Raw genomic sequence first — 17549 nt, 5'->3', positions numbered from 1 at the left:
CCGAGTCCTCCGATGATCGACATCGCCCTCTTCATCCCCTGTTACGTCGACCAATTCTATCCCAAGGTCGGGCTCGCTACCTTGGAATTGCTCGAACGCTACGGCGCCCGCGTAGATTACCCACAAGCGCAAACCTGCTGCGGTCAGCCCGTGTTCAACTCGGGTTCGTTTGATGCTGCCAAGCCCATCGCAGACAAGTTCCTGGAGGTTTTCTCATCCTACCAATACATCGTGTGCCCATCTGGGAGCTGCACCTCGATGGTGCGCAACCACTACGCCGAGCTGGTGCCGGATCGCATCGCCGAGCTCCGCAGCAAGACCTTCGAGCTGTGCGAGTTTCTCCATGACGTGCTGGGGGCGAAGCCCGAGGGACGCTTTGCACATCGCGTGGGGCTGCACGCCAGCTGCCATGGATTGCGCGAACTGCGTTTGGCCAGTGGGAGCGAGCGACGCGTGCAGCCGTTCGACAAGGTGAGGTCACTTTTGTCCGGACTCGAAGGAATCGAATTTGCCGATCTCTCGCGCGGGGACGAGTGTTGCGGTTTTGGGGGCACGTTCGCGGTTGGGGAAGAGGCGGTTTCGGTGGCCATGGGCAATGGACGCATTGCGGATCACGAACGCGGGGGGGCCGAGATCATCACCGGAGGAGACATGAGTTGCCTGATGCACCTCGACGGTTTGCTGCGGCGGCAGAAAAAACCGATTCGCGTGATGCACGTGGCAGAGATTCTGGCGGAGGCGACGGGCGGACATGGACACACGTGAAGGGATGACCACCGAGCACCCCGAAAATGCCGCCGCGTTCGTGGCGAACGATGCGCGCTTGAAATGGCACGACGAGTCTCTATGGTTCGTGCGCCAGAAGCGCGATCGCGCGACCTCCGTGATTCCCGAATGGGAGACGTTGCGGGCGCTGGGGGCGGACATCAAAGCGCACACCTTGTCGCGCCTGGCCGACTACTTGGAGGAATTCGAGCAGAAGGCGACGGCGCTGGGGGCGCACGTGCACTTCGCGCGCGATGCGGAGGAGCACAATCGCATCGTGCACGGCCTTCTCGCGCGGGCGAACGTGACGCGCGTGGTGAAGAGCAAATCGATGCTCACCGAGCAGTGCGGGCTGAATCACTATTTGGAAGCGCACGGCATCGAGGTCATCGACACGGACTTGGGCGAGCGCATCGTGCAGCTCCGGCACGAGCCGCCGAGCCACATCGTGATGCCGGCGATCCATTTGAAGAAGGAGGAGATTGGCGATCTTTTCCACGACACGATGGGGGCGGCATCGGGCACGTCCGATCCCAAGGTGCTGACCGAGGTCGCGCGCGGCAGGCTTCGCGGGAACCTGTTGGCGGCGCAGGCCGGGATCACCGGGGTGAACTTCGCCATCGCGGAGACGGGCGGGGTGGTGGTGTGCACCAACGAGGGCAATGCGGATCTGGGCACATCGATTCCTCCGCTCCACATCGCGTGCATGGGCATCGAGAAGGTGATTCCGCGTGCGAAAGATTTGGGCGTATTTTTGCGGCTGCTCGCGCGCTCGGCGACCGGGCAGCCGGTGACGGCGTACTCCTCGCATTTCCACGGGCCGCGCCCCGGCGGAGAGCTGCACATCGTGATCGTCGACCACGGGCGCAGCGCGATCCTGGGCCGCGAGCACTACCGGCGCACCCTGCAGTGCATCCGCTGCGGGGCGTGCATGAACACGTGCCCGGTGTACCGGCGCAGCGGCGGCCACAGTTATGGTGTGACGGTGCCGGGGCCGTTGGGGGCGGTGCTGGCGCCGCACATCGATCCGAAGAAGCACCGCAGTTTGCCCTTTGCCTCGACGCTGTGCGGTTCGTGCAGCGATGTGTGCCCCGTGCAGATCGACCTGCACCAGCAGCTCCTCTTGTGGCGGGGCGAGTTGGGGCACGCCGAGCTGATTCCGCTGCGCAAGCGAGCGGCATCGCAGCTGGCGGGCTGGGTGCTGGCGCGCACGTGGGCGTACGAATTTTTGGGGCGAATCGCGCGGTGGATTTTGCCGAAGTTGCCAAAGGCACTGCTTCGCGCGAACGATTGGGGGCGCCAGCGCGAGCTCCCTCCCGCACCCAAGGAGAGTTTCCGCGAGCTCTATCGGAGGCGCCGTGGCCAATAGCCGAAACGATATTTTGCGAGCCCTGCGCGCGGCGCACGTTCCACCGAAGCCGCTGCCGGATCTACCGACATCGGGCGTGCAATACCCCGACGTGCACGCGCAATTTGCCAAGAGCCTCACCGACGTGGGCGGGCGTTGCATCTTCGCGGGCAGCGACGATATCGAAAATGCGCTTTCACGACTGCCCGAATACGAGACGGCCGCGCGCGTCCTTTCTCTGGTGCCCGGCGTGAACAAGGCCAACGTGAACCTCGACGCGATCATCGTTCCCACGGAGCTCGAGGACATCGATGTATGCGTGCTGCCGGGCCAATTGGGCGTGGCCGAAAACGGTGCGGTTTGGGTCGTCGAAGACGGATTCCCCTTCCGCGCCGGCTGGTACCTGGCCCAGCACATGGTGCTGGTCCTACGCGCCGACACCATCGTGCACAACATGCACGAGGCCTACGAGCGCATCCACGTCGGCACCCGAGGCTTCTCGACCTTCATCTCGGGCCCCTCGAAAACCGCCGACATCGAGCAGTCGCTCGTCATCGGCGCCCAAGGCCCCCGCTCTTGCACGGCATTGGTCGTATAAGAGGAGAGGGAGAGAATTCACAGGAAGACGGGAAGACGGGAAGGGTTTTTTTATATAAATCCCCTCTTAAACCTTCCCGCCTTCCCGTCTTCCCGTCTTCCTGTGAATTCTCCTTCTTTTGATCAGTCGTGCTTTTTTGCGTCTTCCTTCACGCTTGCTAGAATCTTGTCCAGTTCTGCGCGGTCGTAGAGGGTGCCGCGAGAGATGACGGCGTGGATTTTGCGGATGTTTTCGATGTCCGCGAGCGGGTTTTCGTCGAGGACCACGAGGTCACCGACTTTGCCCTCGGCGACTTCGCCCAATTCATTTTCGCGGCCGAGGAAGCGCGCGGGGTTCGTGGTCGCGGCGCGCAGGGCGTCGGCGGGGGTGAGTCCCGCTTTGACGAGCCATGCGAGTTCGTCGTGGAGACCGGAGCCGGCGAAGCAATAAGGGTTCATCTCGTCGCTGCCCGCGAGAAGGGAGACGCCGGCGGCGTGCATTGCACCGACCATGGCCACCTTCTTGTCGAATGCGCGCCGGAAAAGGGCGTGGTCTGCCTTCGTGAAACCTTTGCTGCCCGGCGCTTGGCGCGGGGTCCACATCTCTTTGACGAAGCCCGACACGTATTCGAGCCGCGGATCCTTCGCCCGTGACGTGTCGTCTTGGGACGCGTGGCCGTATTCTTCGATCAGCGTGGGGCACTGCCAAGTACCGTTGGTTACGAATTTGGCAAAGAGCGATTTGGCCTTTTCCGCATCGTAGGTATCGACGGCCTCGCCGAGCTGCGCAAGAAACAATTTGTAGCGCTCGGCGGCGGAGCGTTTTTCGTATTGCGCCGCCTTCTTCCGCATGGCCGCTTCGTGCGACGAGGTGCTGCTGAGCATCCCCGTCAAATGCTCGATGCTCTTTTGTCCGGCATCGCTGGCCTCGCCGGCGGTCACCAACATGGGCACGTGGCCCGCGAACGGGATATTCTCTTTCTTGCTTTCCTCCGCAATGGCGAAATACACGTCGCGCGGAAGCTCCGAATACACTTTGATGAAGTCGGCGCCGTTCTTCTTTTCCTCATCGACGACGCGACGACCCTGCTCCGGCGTCGAAACCGCCGTCGAACCAGGCCAAAACGGCTTCGGGCCATCGAGGATCTGGCTCGCGACGACCATGCGCGGGCCGAGACTCTCTTTCTTGTCGAACGCGTCGCGCATGTCGAAGTGGCGGCGATTCTTTTGGCCCCCGAAATCGGGATTTCCCCACATCACGCGAACGGCGGTTACGCCATTGGCCACGAAGAGCCGCGGGGCCACCGGATCGTTCATATGGACATGCATGTCCCAGAGCCCCGGAATGACGAACTTGCCGCGCGCCTCGACGGTGCGCACCCCCGCCGGCGCTTCGTCCGTGACGGCGGCGATGCGATCGCCGTCCACCACCACCGTGCGCTCCGGCAGCGCGGTGCCGTGGGCAACATCGACCACCGTCGCATGAACCAGGGCGAAGCTCGCCGGTGAGAACGTGGGGCCCGAAGGGGCAGGGGGCGCGGAGGCGGCGGGGGTCGGAGCTTTGGAGCCACAGGCGGTCAACGAAAGCAAAAGCACGAGAGCAAGATGGCGCATGCTCCCGTACTACTTCGGCCGAATCAGGGGCGCCAGACGGCGATGCAGGCCACCGCAAACGCGGCGAGCATGAGGAAGAAGAAGGAAATCTGCAGCACCAGCGACGGCGGTGTCTTGGGCTCCCACACCTCCGTCTTCACCAGGGAAGAGGACGGCGTCATCGACGACGGGGGCGGCATCAACGACGACGGCGAGGACTCGACGATGGTGGCGGCGGCTGCCTCGGCCATGGCCCGCACGGGTTCGACGAGGGTGTGCGCCGGCTCGGTGAGGCTCGGCGGCGGTTCGGTGTCGGCGTCGCCAAGACCGCTCGCGGCGAAGTCCTCCAGCTGCTCGGCCAGTGCAGCCGCGGTGGCCGTGCGCTGGTCGCGATCGCGGGTGAGGCAGCCGTCGAGGATGCGTTCCAGTTCCGGTGCGATGTCCGGACGCAGCTCACGGAGGGGCGGCGGCGTCTTGTGCAGAATGGCGACGACCAGATCGCTCAGCGATTTTTCCTCGAAGGGTGCGACACCGGCGAGCATCTCGTAAAAGATCACGCCGAGCGACCAGATGTCCGTGCGGACGTCGACGCGCTTCGAGTCGTACAGCTGCTCGGGCGACATGTACGCCGGCGACCCAAGCAGCGCCTTGGTGACGGTGAGCTCGGGCTCGTCCTGATCGTCCGATGGGGCGATGGTGGAGGGACGGTTCGCTTTGGAGACACCGAAGTCGAGCACCTTGACCACGTATGCGCCGTCGCCTCGACGGTGCAGGAACAGGTTGGCCGGCTTCAGATCGCGGTGCACGATCCCGTGCCGATGCGCTTCTGCGACGCCCTTCAGCGCCTGAAGAAGGATATCGACCGCCTCCCAAACGGCGAGCCTTCCGCGTTTGCGCAAAAGCCCTTCCAGGTCGACGCCCTCGAGAAACTCCATGACCATGTAGGGCACGCCCTTCGGCGTGCGGCCGGCGGCAAACACACGTGCCACGTGGTCGCCCTCGACGCGAGCGGCGGCGCGGCCCTCATTAATGAATCGTGTCGCGGCCAAAGACGAGGCCGCGATTTCGGGAAGAAGTACCTTGATGGCAACCCGCCTGTCCAGGTCGATATCCACCGCCGAATAGACGGCTCCCATGCCGCCGCAGCCGATCTGCCGCTCGATACGGTACTTCTCCAGAAAGACCTCTCCCTCCATCAACATGGATACCCCCGCATGGCCGCGTCAGAGCTCCTCGACGTTGTGCATTCAGCAACCGTCGTTCCAGGCCTCGAGCGCGCGACTATCTCATAAAAATCGCCGAAACTATCGCTCCGTCGTACGCGGTTCCGGTGTTGCACCCTGTTGCACCCTTGTTGCACCGCGGTTGCACCCTGCTGTTGCGCACCTAGTCAACGTGAACACGAATCCGGCTGCCGACAATTGCAGCGACGCGCATTCGCGTCCGATTGTCATCCGCTCGCCGCGGCCCACACCGTCGCCGCCGTGGTCGAGGCAACCTTTCGTGGCAGCGCGCACGTGCATCGACGAGTCGCCATGGCTCTTCCGGCTTGTCGGAAGGGACTCACGGGGGAACGCATCGGGCTCGTGCTTCGTTTGGGGGACACGTTGGTGACGACCGCTTGGCGTATGCTCGCCCCCCAACGGAGGAGGGATGCGATGAAATGCGAGCTCGGGATGATCGTCGTGGGGATGGCTCTCGCCGGATGTTCCAACCCGTCGCCGTCGGCGGGAAGCGGCACGACGCCCGTGGCGGCGGAGGCCGAGGGGACGCGCGAGATCGAAGTCGATGCGCAGATGGTCGACTGCACCGGGGTGGGACCGCAGAAGTGCTTGCGCATTCGCAAGAACCCGCAGGCCGAGTGGGAGCTCTGGTACTCGGGCATCGAGGGGTTCACCCACAAGGCTGGCGTGAAGGCGCGCCTGCGCATCCGCGAGGAAAAGGTCCCGAACCCGCCGGCGGATGGCTCGAGCCTGCGCTTAATCTTGGTCGAGGTGCTGGAACAAACCCCTGCGAAGCCCTAGAGGCGGACCCATGAGCCGAAATCTCGACCATCTTCGAACGATCGCCGAGCAGACCCGCTTCGAGAAGACGGGGCGCTACGACGAGGTGCTGCGTCTTGGGCGCGCGTATGCCGAAACCTGGCCCGATGCCGTGCGCTGTTTCGAGTTCGGGCGCACCCCCGAAGAGCGTCCCATGATCGCGCTGATCGCGACCCGCACGGGCGCTTTGACGGCGAAGGAGATCGCCGAGCGAAAGATCCCGGTGCTCTTTCTACAAGGCGGGATTCACCCCGGCGAGAGCGATGGCAAGGACGCCGGCTTCATGGCCCTGCGCGAGATGCTCGAGGGGCGATCCGCGGCGCTGGACAAGATGGCCATCTTGTTCGTGCCGGTCTTCAACGTGGACGGGCACGAGCGCTTCGGAAAATGGAATCGTCCGAACCAAGTCGGGCCCGAGGAAATGGGCTGGCGCAGCACGTCGCAGAATCTCAACTTGAATCGCGATTACGCCAAGGTGGATTCCCCGGAAATGCAAGCGATGATGCGCTTGCTCCTGGAGTGGAATCCGCTGGTCTATGCCGATCTGCACGTCACCAACGGGGCCGATTTCGAACACGACGTCTCCGTGCAGGTGGAACCGATCCACACGGGTGATCCCTCGCTTCGCGCGACGGGGCTCGATTTGCGTGAGCACGTGATCGCCAAGCTTGCGGCCGAAGGGTCGCTGCCTTTGCCGTTTTATCCGAGCTTGGCACGGCAGGACGACCCCGAATCGGGCTTCGAGCATTACGTGTACAGTCCACGCTTTTCCACGGGCTATTGGAACCTGCGCAATCGCTTCACGCTGCTCTTGGAGACGCATTCGTGGAAGAGTTACGAGACGCGCGTTCGCATTACCCTGAATACCATCGCAGGGCTCACGGATTGGACGGTTACCAAAGGCGCCGCGGCGCTGGCCGTGGTCGAGAAAGCCGATGCCGCCGGGGCCACGCTGGGCGGGCAGTCCGTCGAAATCGACTATGGCCTCCGCGACGACGTGACCGAAATCGAGTTTCGCGGATATGCCTATACCCGTGAGCCTTCGCCGATTTCGGGCCAGCTGGCCACACGCTACGATTCGTCGAAGCCGCAGATCTGGCGGGTGCCCTTGCGGACCGGGGTCGTGGTGAAGCGCAGCGAGCCCGCGCCGAGGGGTGGCTACATCGTGCCGGCGGCGTATGCGCAGGACATCGGTGCGCGGCTCGCGTTGCACGGCATCTCGTCGCGCCGGTTGAGTGCGCCGGTGGCTGAGGCACCGGTGACCGCCTTCCGCGCGTCGAAGGTGACGTTCCAGCCTGCGCCCTTCGAAGGGCGCACCATGGTGTCGCTCGAGGGGGCGTGGCATTCGGAGACGCGCGAGGTTCCCTCGGGGTCGCTCTTCGTCCCCATCGCGCAGCCCTTCGCGCGGCTTGCCATGGCGCTGCTCGAGCCGCAGGCGCCCGATTCGTTCGGCGCATGGGGCTTCTTCAACGCCGTCTACGAGCGCAAAGAGTACATGGATGCCTACGTGGCCGAGCAGGTTGCGCAGGAAATGTTGGCGGCGGATCCTGCGCTCGCCGCTGAGTTCGCGCAAAAACTGGGACGCGAGCCGGAGTTCGCGCGCAATCCCGCGGCGCGGCTCGACTTTTTCTACCGGCGCCATCCCTCGTTCGACGAGCGCCTCGACCTGTACCCGGTCTACCGAACCGACTCCGACGCGTTTCGTTGATCGAATAGAAGCTTGCGCGATGCCTCGGGGCAGACTAGATACGCTGCCCCCCTGCGTGGCACGTCGTGTACTCGCCACGACGTCTTCAAAATAAGGAGGCGTAAATGCGCAGAGCTTTGGGACTCGATCTCGGGACGACGAACAGTGCGCTCGCTCTGGCGGGAGCCGGGCGGGACGTCACCCTCGCGCAATTCGAACATCGCGGCGGCGTCACGGACACATTTCGGTCCATCTTGTACTTTCACCCCGATGCGCGTGACGCCCGTCGGGGCATCACCTCGGTAGCGGGCCCCACGGCCATCGACGAATATTTGGAAGCCGACGGCAGCGGACGGCTGATTCAATCGCTCAAAACGTACTTGTCCGATCCGGGCTTCGAGGCCACCAGCGTCTTCGGACGCAACTACACGCTGACGGATCTTCTCTCGTTTCTCGTGCGCGCCCTGTGCGGCTTGGCCGAGAAGCAGATGGGCTCCCTGGGACCGCGCATCGTCGTCGGCAGGCCGGTCCACTTCTCCGGTGGCAAGGGCGACGACGACGACGCGTTTGCCGAAGGCCGTCTGCGAAAAGCGATTGCCGCCGCCGGATTCGAGGACATCGTCTTCGAATACGAACCGGTGGCCGCGGCGTACTATTACGAATCACGCCTCGATCACGACGAGCTCGTGCTCATTGCCGACTTCGGTGGCGGTACGAGTGACTTTTCCCTCATTCGCGTGGGCCCTGGGGCACGCAAGGCGTCGCAGGCCGAGCGCATCCTGGGCAACGACGGTGTGGGCCTCGCCGGCGACGCGCTCGACGCGAAGATCCTGCACAACGTGGTCTCTCCGTACCTCGGGCTGGGATCCTCGTACCGGTCCATGCTGGGCAAGGAGCTGCCGGTGCCCGTGTGGATCTACGGGAAACTCCGTCGCTGGCACCACCTCTCGTTCCTCAAGTCGAAGCGAACGACGGAGCTTCTGCGCGAGATTCAGGATCAATCGATGGAGCCGGCGAAGATCCGCGGGCTGGTGCATATCATCGATCAGGACCTCGGCTATCACTTGTACCGGTCCATTGAAAAGACCAAGGTCGCGCTCTCCAAGAGCGATCGCACGACCTTCCTCTTCGAGGACGAATCGCTGCGCATCGAGCACGAGCTCACCCGCGGCGATTTCGAATCGTGGATCGACGAGGAGACCGCGGCCATGTCCGAATGCGTCGATCGCCTGTTGGCCCGCGTCGGCGTGAGCCCGAACGAAGTGGATCGCGTATTCATGACCGGCGGCACGTCGTTCGTGCCCGCCGTGCGCCGCATTTTCGACACGCGCTTCGGCGCGGAGAAAATCGAGGCCGGCGGCGAGATGATCTCCGTCGCCAGCGGCCTCGCCCTGCGCGCGCACGATCTGGCCTAGCGCTCGCTGTCCAGGTGGGCCATTTGCACGGCGCTGTATCGATCGCCGCGGAATGAGCCCACCGGGACGATGGCCTCCAGTGCGTGCACGTCTTCGACGGAGAGTGGCTTGTCGAGTACCCCGAAGGCGTCGTCGAGCTGCGCCAGCGTTCTCGCGCCAACCAGCGGAACGAAGGCGGGTTGCTTGGCGGCGACCCACGCGATGGCAAGCTGCGAGGGCGTGCGGCCGCTGGCCTCGGCGAAGGCGCGGAGACGTGCGACGATCTGCTCGTTGTGGGCGCCGTCGTCGCCGCTGAAACGCGGAAGGTGCGAACGGAAATCGCTCGCGTCCTTGGGCTTTCGTCCGCTGAGCAGACCGCGCGAGAGGATGCCGTACAGCGTGGCGCTGATCCCTAGCTCCCGCAGCACGGGGAAGATCTTTTCTTCGGGACCGCGGCTGGCCAGCGAATACTCGATTTGAAGATCGGTGACGGGATGCACCGCATGGGCGCGGCGAATCGTTTCTGCTCCCACCTCGGAGAGGCCGACGTGGCGAACGTAGCCCTGCTTGATCAGATCCGCGATGGCGCCGACGGTCTCCTCGATGGGCACGTTGGGATCGAGCCGCGAGGGGCGGTAGATGTCGATCACCTCGACCCCGAGGCGTTTCAGGCTGTAGGCCGCGAAGTTTTTCACCGCGACGGGGCGCATGTCGACGGCGAGAAAGGCGCCGTCGGGGGCTCGCAAGCCGCCGAACTTCACCGAGATCTGCAGGTTGTCGCGTTGGTAGCCTTGGCCTTCCAGGGCGCGCCGGATGAGCATCTCGTTGTGGCCCATGCCGTAGAAGTCGCCCGTGTCGAGCAAGGTCACGCCGCGTTCGATGGCCGCGCGAATGGTGGCGATGCCTTCGTCCTCACTGGTGGCGCCGTACATGCCGGAAAAGGCCATGCAGCCGAGTCCCAGGGAAAAAACTTTGGGCCCGGTCTTGCCGAGCTGGATCGTGCGGGGGGCTTTTTCTTGGCTCATCGTTCTCTCTCCTCGTTGGTTGCCCTCATTCGTACGGCTCCATGTCTCATTAGACCAACGAATAAGATATATATGAGACATGAACGAGGATTATGGAAGGAACCTGGATCTGAACCTTCTGCGCGTCTTCGTCGCGGTGGCCGACTGCGAGAGTGTGACAGCGGCGGCCGGCCGGCTTTATCTCACGCAACCCGCCATCAGCGCGGCGTTGCGCAGGCTCACGGAGACCGTGGGCGCACCCCTCTTCACCCGGCGCGGGCGCGGGATTGCGCTCACCCATCGCGGGGAGGACCTCTTGGCCATGGTGCGGCCCCATCTCTCCGCGCTGCTCGATGCGGCGCTCGCGCCCCAGCCTTTCGATCCGCGCAGCAGCGACCACACCTTCCGCATCGGCTTTTCGGACGTCATCGAGACGTGGCTGCTCCCGCCGCTGCTCCGCGCGTTGGAGAAGGAGGCCCCGCGCATGCGGATCATCGCGCTGCCCGTGCAGTTTCGCACGGTGGGGTTGGCGCTTGCATCACGGCAAATCGATGTCGCGGTGACCGTGGCCGACGATCTTCCCGCGGGGTTCAAGCGACGTCCTCTCTACGAAACCGGGTTCGTCTGCATGTACGATCCGCGGTATGCGCATTTCAAATTGCCGCTGCGCGAACGTGAATACTTCGCCCACGAGCACGTCATCGTCTCGTACAATGGCGATCTGCGCGGCATCGTCGAAGATCTGCTGCGCAAGACGCGCATCGTTCGTTGTTCGGTATCCAGCTTCCACAATGTGGGGGCCATCATCGAGGGCTCGGCGCTGCTCGCCACCATTCCGGAGACCGTGGCACGTTCCATTTGTGCGGAGCGCCCGCGATTGCGTATGACGGAATTGCCCTTTGCGCTTTCGGGGACGCCCATGGAGCTTCTATGGTCGGCGGCCGACGACGACAATCCGGCGGGTCGCTTCATTCGCGAGAAAATAGCGAACCTCGCCGAGAGGGAGTTTACCAAGCATCCACGATCCGGCGCTTCTCCACGTGCGAACGCGAAGGGGCGGACTTCAAACCGCGAACGAGCCACGCGCGCGTCTCGGCCGGATCGATGACCGCGTCGATCTCCAGAAAAGAGGCCATGTTGATGGCCTTTCCTCGGCGGTAGGCCTCGGCGACCATGGCTTGAAATATCTGCTCGCGTTCCGTGGGATCGGCGACCGATTCGAGTTCGCGGCGCATGGCCAAGCGGACGGCGCCCTCCAGGTTCATCGGCCCGAACTCGCCCGTGGGCCAGGCCACGTTGAAGAAGGGAGCGTGGAAGTGCCCGCCCGCCATGGCCTGCGCGCCGAGGCCGTAGCCTTTGCGCAGCACCACGGTGAAGAAGGGAACGGAGAGGCTCCCCGCGGCGATGAACATGCGCGAAACGTGTCGCACCAGCGCGGTCTTCTCGGCCTGAGGGCCGACCATGAATCCGGGCGTGTCGCAAAGCGAGACGATGGGCAGGCCGAAGGCATCGCACAATTGAAAGAAGCGCGAGGCCTTGTCGGCGGCATCGGCATCGAGCGCACCTCCCAGGTGGAACGGGTCGTTGGCGATCAGGCCGACGGACCGGCCCTCGAGGCGGATCAGCGCGGTGACCAGGCTGCGCCCGAAATCGCGCCGCAACTCGAGCACCGAGCCGGCGTCGGCCAAGGTCTCGATGATGGGCCGAACCTTGTACGCGCGCCGGCGGCGCTCGGGGAGTGCGTTGCGCAAGGTGCTCTGATCGGGGCTCGTCCACTCGGGCGACGGGCCCTGGAAGTACGCGAGGTACTTTTTCGCGACGGCCACGGCTTCCGCCTCGTCGCGCACGCGAAGGTCGACGACGCCGTTCTTGGTCTGCACGTCGATGGGGCCGATTTCCTCGGGGGCGAACGTGCCCAGGCCGCCGCCTTCGATCATCGCGGGACCGCCCATGCCGATGTTGCTGTCCTCCGTCGCGATGATCACGTCCGCGCAACCGAGGAGCGCCGCGTTGCCGGCGAAACAGCGGCCCGACACGATGCCCACGCGCGGTGCAACGCCGGAGAGTGCGGCAAAGGCCAGGAAGCTCGTGGTGTCGAGGCCCGCCACCAAGGGCATGTCCGTGTCGCTCGGGCGCCCGCCGCCTCCCTCGGCGAAGAGCACGATGGGGACGCGCCAATCGGCTGCGAGCCCGAGCATGCGATCGAGCTTCTTGTGCCCGATGCCGCCTTGGGTGCCCGCAAAAACGGTGTAGTCGTAGGCCAGCACCATGGTGCGTGCGCGCTCCTCGCCCACGAGCGCGCGATTGACCGTGCCTACGCCGCAGACGATTCCGTCGGCCGGGCTCCTGCGGACGAGCTCTTCGATCGAGAGGCGCTGCCTCTGGGCGGCCAGGGCCAGTGCTCCGTATTCGACGAACGAGCCTTCGTCGACGAGATCGGCGATGTTTTCGCGTGCAGTGCGCTGGCCCGTCTTTCGCCTTTTGGCGATGGCCTCGGGTCGGGCAAGGTCGGTCGTAGCATGGAGACGTGTGCGCAGCTCTGCGAGCTCGGGACGAATTTCTTCGGTGTCGTCTATATCGTCTTTAGGGGTCGTCATGCTAACATCGATATTACTAATTTGAAATGATCATACTTTGTTAGCGGCACCGCTTCGATTGAAGTGCCATCGTAGAGGGCACCCTGGTACTTGAACAGGGGGGAGGTGATGATGGTCGGTTTCACCACGGCGGAACGGCTATTCGCACTACGTCTTACATTTGGGGCCATGACGCCTCTCGTTCTTCTCGTGGCGGGAGGCTGTTCGCCGGCGCACGAAGACGTCTCCGAGGAAATCGCGGAGCAGGCATCCTCGCTCGAGGAAGGCGGGCCCACGGTCCAGGCGGACTTTCACACGCGAAAAACCCCGCCCCGCGCCAAGGGCGAGTTCGATGTGATCTCCCTGTCCTCGCTGCCGGATGCGGTGACCGGTGGCGATGTGCTCATCGGTTTGCGCGGGCTTTCCGCAGCGGATCAATACACCGTCCAGCGCAACGGCATCGACGTTACGGCCGCGTTCAAGCGTGGTTCGGACGGCGAGGTGCGGGGTCTGGTGACCGGGTTGATCGTAGGCAACAATCGCATCGAAGCGCTGGCGACCGGGCCCAATGGAAAACGGCGCGCCGCGCTCGGCGTGGTCAATTATCCAATTACTGGGCCAGTGATATCCGGGCCACATCAGTCTCCATTTCTATGCCAAACACGCGAATCCGGTTTGGGCGATCCACTGGATTCCGATTGTTCGGTCGAAACGCGCTATGAATGGTTTTATCGCACCAGCGGGTCATCTTCGACCTCACCTGAATTTAAGCCTCTTGCCAATCCGTACGAGGCTTATCCGGCGGATGTAGAGCGCATTCGAACGAAGGACGGGCGTGACGTGCCGTTCGTGGTGCGTGTGGAGTCGTCGACGATCAACCGTGGCATCGCGCGCATCGCGGTGCTCGACGATCCGCATGCGCGCGGTCCCCAGGCGCCTTTCGATGCGGCGGGCTGGGATCACCGCGTCTATTACTTCTTCGGAGCGCTGTGCGGCGTCGGGTATCACCAGGGGATCAATACGCCGGGCACGGTGCTCGGGGTGGCCTCGCCCGGGGAGCCGTTCGACTTCGGCGCCCTTCTCGGGGTGGAGGATCGGCTTCGCCAAGGAGATGCCATCGTGCACTCGACGTTGAGCACCTTCGGCGTTCAGTGCAATGCGCTCATGGGCATCGAGAGCGCAATGATGGTGCTCGAGCACATCACCGAGAAGTACGGAATCATCGCGGCCACGGTGGGGTCCGGCGGGTCGGGCGCGGCCATTCAGCAATACAATGCGATCAACAATGCGCCCGGTCTCCTCAGCGGCGCGTTGCCGGTGGCGACGTTCGTGGACGTGTGGACCACGTACACGACCGTCGCGGACTGTGGCTTGCTCACGCACTATTACCAGACGTACGCACCGTCGTGGGACGAGGCCAAAAAGGGGGCGGTGGAAGGGCACGATCCTCCGCGGTCCGAGCCGCGTACGGGCATTTGCCAAAGCTGGAGCATCCCGCCGCTGCAGAGCATCCTCGATCCCAAGAATGGGTGCGACCCCTCGGTGCCGTACGCCCTTCGCTACGATCCGGTGACGAATCCCCACGGTGCACGCTGCACCTTGCAGGACGCCAACGTGAACGTGGTGGGGCGCGATCCCGTGACGGGCTTTGCGCGCCGGCCGATCGACAACACCGGTGTGCAGTACGGGCTGGACGCCTTCAACCGCCGTCGCCTCAGCGCGGCGGAGTTCATCGACCTCAATCGCCGCATCGGCGGGTTCGACATCGACGGCCACTTCGCCCCGGAGCGCATGGTCATGCACCCGGACACCGAGTCGATGATTTACCGCACCGGCCAGATCATCGGCCGGGGGGCACTGGACGAGACGCCGGTCATGGATATGGGCCTTTATCTGGACCTCATTCCGCTGGCGAACATCCACGATTCCGTGCGGCCCTTTTCGGTGCGCGCGCGCTTGCGGCGGTATTCGGGGCTCGACGCCGGCCAGAGCATCTGGCGAGGCGCGAGCGTGACGCCGCCCGATGCGTACCAGGCGCTCGCGCGATGGCTCGACGTGCTCGATCTCATGCCGTACGGCATAGGTCCTCTGGATCGCGCCCGCGCCGTCGCGTATTCGAAGCCGTTCGCCGCCGGCGATCGCTGCTTGATCGACACGCCGCACGGCCGCGTGCAGGTCCCCGAGAATTTCGACTCCGCCATCGGGCCCTGCTCCGTGTTCTTCCCCGTCTCACGCACCCCGCGCATCGCCGCCGGAATGCCGCTCACCGACGATGTGCTTCGCTGCCAGCGCAAGCCGCTCGACCGCCGCGACTACCTCGCACCGCTCACCGATGCCGAGTTCGCGGAGCTGCGATCCATCTTCCCCGACGGCGTGTGCGACTACACGAAACGCGCCGCTCGCGACGTGGACCACAGCATCCTCTGGCCCACAATCGGCGGTGAAACCCCGCACCCGCCCATTGGACTCACGTACCGCGTCGCCCGCTCTGTAGCCGTTCCTTAGTCCAAATAGCGGCTGTCCTGGTTTCGCCAGTGCAGACTCTGGAAGACCTCGGGGACCGTTCCCTCGTGGGTGAAGGCGGCGCGGGCGATGGGATCTCCGTAGAGGCGATAGCGCATCCAGGCGACCAGGTATCCGAAATAGGGGATGGGCCCCACGCTGCAGGCGGTGCTGCACGCATCTTGAATATCGTTGTGGTCGGCGCCGAGCAGCGTGGCCTTGGCCTTGGCGACGCCGTCGGGCACGGTATCGTAGAAGGCCGCGATCGATTGCTCGCCCTTTTCGTCCGGTGACTGGAAGGAAGGGGAGGCGATCACGTCGCGGCTGCCGTTGACGAAGAAGACGGAGCCGCTGCGGATGTCACCGCCGGAGAACCATCGCGGCTCCTTGCACCCGAGATCGAGGCTGCCGAAGCAGATCCACTTTTGGGCTGGCAGCTCGATGGGCACCACGGTGGTGACGAACCGATGGGTGGAGCCGGGTGCATTCGCGGCCGCGAGCGTACGAATGCTGCCGCCGGCGCCCTGGGAATGCCCGAACACACCGATTTTCGTGGGATCGAGCGCGTGGTGAAAGAGGCTCGACGGGTCGTCGTTCGCGGCGGTGAGCCAATCGAGCGACGCGAGCATTTCCTCGCCGGTGCCCGTGGTCACGCTCGTCGTGGCGATGACGACGAAGCCCCATGAGGCCATCTGCGTCAGCAGCCGGCTGTATTGCCCCACCGTGGCGGACGTGCCGTTGCCCCAGACGAGCAATGGATAGCGAAGTCCCGGCAACCCCACGGTGGCAGGGTAGAAGAGTTCGTACTGGGGTAGCCCAAAGGCATTGTTGACCGTGCTCCGTGTGACGAGAAACGGGCCGGGCACGGCGTACGTTTTCTCGATCGGGAGCGGTTCACATTGCGCGGAGGGGGCCAAGCTGATGGCGAAAAGCAAAACGAGAAGATAACGACGCACGTCCTCTTTGATGGCGCCCGTAATGAGGAATCTCGAACGCGACCGAGGATAGCGTGCGGTCTCGTCTCGCCCGCTTCTCGTACGACATGCAACTTTTTGGTTGCGCGTCCTTCTGACGGTGGTAATGCAACCATTAGGTTGCTCTTTGCGGAGGATGACATGACAACGACGACGGATCGCATCGAAAAAAAGGTTCTGCTGCGCGCACCCCGCTCCCGGGTGTGGAACGCGCTCACGACGGCCGAGGAGTTTGGCACCTGGTTCGAGGTCGAGTTGACCGAGAAGGGGAAATTCGTTGTGGGTGCACGTATCGAAGGGCGCTTCTCCAAGAACGAACCGATTGCGCCCATGATGACCATCGAGCGGCTCGAGCCCGAGCAGCTTTTCTCGTATCGGTGGGTACCGTATTCCATGGAGGCGACCATGAACTACGACTCCGAATCGAAGACGCTCGTCGAGTTTCGCCTCGAGGAACAGGAAGGGGGCGTCCTGCTCACCGTCGTGGAATCCGGCTTCGACTCCATTCCGGCGGCGCGGCGCGCCAAGGCCTATCAGATGAACGAAGGCGGATGGACCCAGCAGATGGACAACATCGAACGCTATGTCGCCGCTCGAACGCGCTAGTCGCTCGGGGGAACAAAAGCTCGAAGCGTCGGCCGCCGTCTTCGCGGCCCTGGGCGATCCCATGCGCATGCGGCTGGTGGGCCGTCTGAGCTCGGACGGTCCCATGTCCATTGCGCGTTTGACCGCCGGTTCCGGCGTGACGCGTCAAGCCGTGACGAAGCACCTCCAGGTCCTCGAGGATTCAGGCCTCGTTCGCGGCACCCGCGATGGCCGCGAGCGGATCTGGGAGCTTCAGCCCGAAGGTCTCGAACAAGCGAAGCAAGATCTCGAGCGCATCTCGCGACGCTGGGACGAGGCACTTGGCCGCCTGAAGGCTTTCGTCGAAAGGTAACGGATGCACCGGACTGTTGCGATCACTGGATCGCGGGACGACCATGATCGAATGATGCATATCATCTAATTTAATTTCGATCATTTGACGAATTTGGAGTTGGTATTCTCATTGCTCGGCAGGGCGCCCATCCGGAGGGCGCTCATGACCA

At 64.0% G+C, this 17549-nt stretch carries 15 protein-coding genes; 10 read left to right on the top strand and 5 right to left on the bottom strand.

Translation table 11 applies throughout. The features are described from left to right. Positions 1–12: 12 nt before the first annotated feature. From LVJ94_30000 to LVJ94_29990, 3 genes are read left to right on the top strand one after another with little or no spacing between them, the layout of a single operon-like run. Positions 13–765, top strand: coding sequence for a (Fe-S)-binding protein (locus LVJ94_30000; protein WXB01139.1), 753 nt, complete (start codon positions 13–15; stop codon positions 763–765). Then, on the top strand, positions 752–2134 hold the full coding sequence (locus tag LVJ94_29995) for a lactate utilization protein (protein WXB01138.1): 1383 nt from the start codon (positions 752–754) through the stop codon (positions 2132–2134). The genes LVJ94_30000 and LVJ94_29995 overlap by 14 nt, the downstream gene beginning before the upstream one ends. Beyond that, positions 2124–2711, top strand: coding sequence for an LUD domain-containing protein (locus LVJ94_29990; GenBank protein WXB01137.1), 588 nt, complete (start codon positions 2124–2126; stop codon positions 2709–2711). Before LVJ94_29995 ends, LVJ94_29990 begins: the two co-directional genes overlap by 11 nt. A gap of 122 nt (positions 2712–2833) precedes the next feature. Here the strand turns inward: LVJ94_29990 and LVJ94_29985 are convergent, their stop codons facing one another. Further along, complete coding sequence (locus LVJ94_29985) at positions 2834–4303, bottom strand: amidohydrolase family protein (GenBank protein ID WXB01136.1); 1470 nt, start codon at positions 4301–4303, stop codon at positions 2834–2836. 23 nt (positions 4304–4326) lie between these two features. After that, a complete protein-coding gene (locus tag LVJ94_29980; protein ID WXB01135.1) occupies positions 4327–5484 on the bottom strand; it encodes a serine/threonine protein kinase in 1158 nt (385 codons plus the stop codon). A gap of 456 nt (positions 5485–5940) precedes the next feature. Here LVJ94_29980 and LVJ94_29975 point away from each other — a divergent pair, with 456 nt between their 5' ends. The 3 genes from LVJ94_29975 (at position 5941) to LVJ94_29965 (ending at position 9426) form a co-directional block, all read left to right on the top strand. Beyond that, entirely contained in the window at positions 5941–6306 is a 366-nt protein-coding gene (locus LVJ94_29975; GenBank protein WXB01134.1) for a DUF4377 domain-containing protein, read from the top strand. A 10-nt stretch (positions 6307–6316) separates the two neighbouring features. Beyond that, the gene (locus tag LVJ94_29970) at positions 6317–8032 is read left to right on the top strand and encodes a M14 family metallopeptidase (protein WXB01133.1); all 1716 of its coding nucleotides are present in this window, start codon (positions 6317–6319) and stop codon (positions 8030–8032) included. A gap of 104 nt (positions 8033–8136) precedes the next feature. Next, positions 8137–9426 carry an Hsp70 family protein gene (locus LVJ94_29965; GenBank protein WXB01132.1) on the top strand — a complete coding sequence of 430 codons (1290 nt, stop codon included), beginning with the start codon at positions 8137–8139 and terminating at the stop codon, positions 9424–9426. On the opposite strand, the gene LVJ94_29960 is transcribed toward LVJ94_29965, so the two are convergent. Further along, positions 9423–10430, bottom strand: coding sequence for an aldo/keto reductase (locus tag LVJ94_29960; protein WXB01131.1), 1008 nt, complete (start codon positions 10428–10430; stop codon positions 9423–9425). The genes LVJ94_29965 and LVJ94_29960 overlap by 4 nt on opposite strands. A gap of 79 nt (positions 10431–10509) precedes the next feature. On the opposite strand from LVJ94_29960, the gene LVJ94_29955 reads away from it, so the two are divergent. Continuing rightward, positions 10510–11517 carry a LysR family transcriptional regulator gene (locus LVJ94_29955; protein ID WXB01130.1) on the top strand — a complete coding sequence of 336 codons (1008 nt, stop codon included), beginning with the start codon at positions 10510–10512 and terminating at the stop codon, positions 11515–11517. Here the strand turns inward: LVJ94_29955 and LVJ94_29950 are convergent. Beyond that, positions 11417–13006 (bottom strand): hypothetical protein, encoded by a 1590-nt coding sequence (locus tag LVJ94_29950; GenBank protein ID WXB01129.1) that lies wholly within the window; start codon positions 13004–13006, stop codon positions 11417–11419. The two genes, LVJ94_29955 and LVJ94_29950, sit on opposite strands and share 101 nt — an antisense overlap. A 168-nt stretch (positions 13007–13174) precedes the next feature. Here LVJ94_29950 and LVJ94_29945 point away from each other — a divergent pair, with 168 nt between their 5' ends. After that, positions 13175–15490: a DUF6351 family protein gene (locus tag LVJ94_29945; GenBank protein ID WXB01128.1), complete on the top strand. Its 2316-nt coding sequence runs from the start codon at positions 13175–13177 to the stop codon at positions 15488–15490. On the opposite strand, the gene LVJ94_29940 is transcribed toward LVJ94_29945, so the two are convergent. Then, positions 15487–16443, bottom strand: coding sequence for a hypothetical protein (locus tag LVJ94_29940; GenBank protein WXB01127.1), 957 nt, complete (start codon positions 16441–16443; stop codon positions 15487–15489). The genes LVJ94_29945 and LVJ94_29940 overlap by 4 nt on opposite strands. A gap of 159 nt (positions 16444–16602) precedes the next feature. Here LVJ94_29940 and LVJ94_29935 point away from each other — a divergent pair, with 159 nt between their 5' ends. Next, complete coding sequence (locus LVJ94_29935; protein WXB01126.1) at positions 16603–17067, top strand: SRPBCC family protein; 465 nt, start codon at positions 16603–16605, stop codon at positions 17065–17067. Next, positions 17045–17398, top strand: coding sequence for a metalloregulator ArsR/SmtB family transcription factor (locus LVJ94_29930; protein WXB01125.1), 354 nt, complete (start codon positions 17045–17047; stop codon positions 17396–17398). Before LVJ94_29935 ends, LVJ94_29930 begins: the two co-directional genes overlap by 23 nt. The last annotated feature ends 151 nt before the right edge of the window (positions 17399–17549 follow it).

This window comes from Sorangiineae bacterium MSr11367, assembly GCA_037157805.1.
In the GTDB taxonomy this organism is placed as follows: domain Bacteria; phylum Myxococcota_A; class Polyangia; order Polyangiales; family Polyangiaceae; genus Pendulispora; species Pendulispora rubella.
The sequence above is the reverse complement of the archived record's forward strand: the minus strand, read 5'-3'. Positions and strand labels throughout refer to the sequence as shown.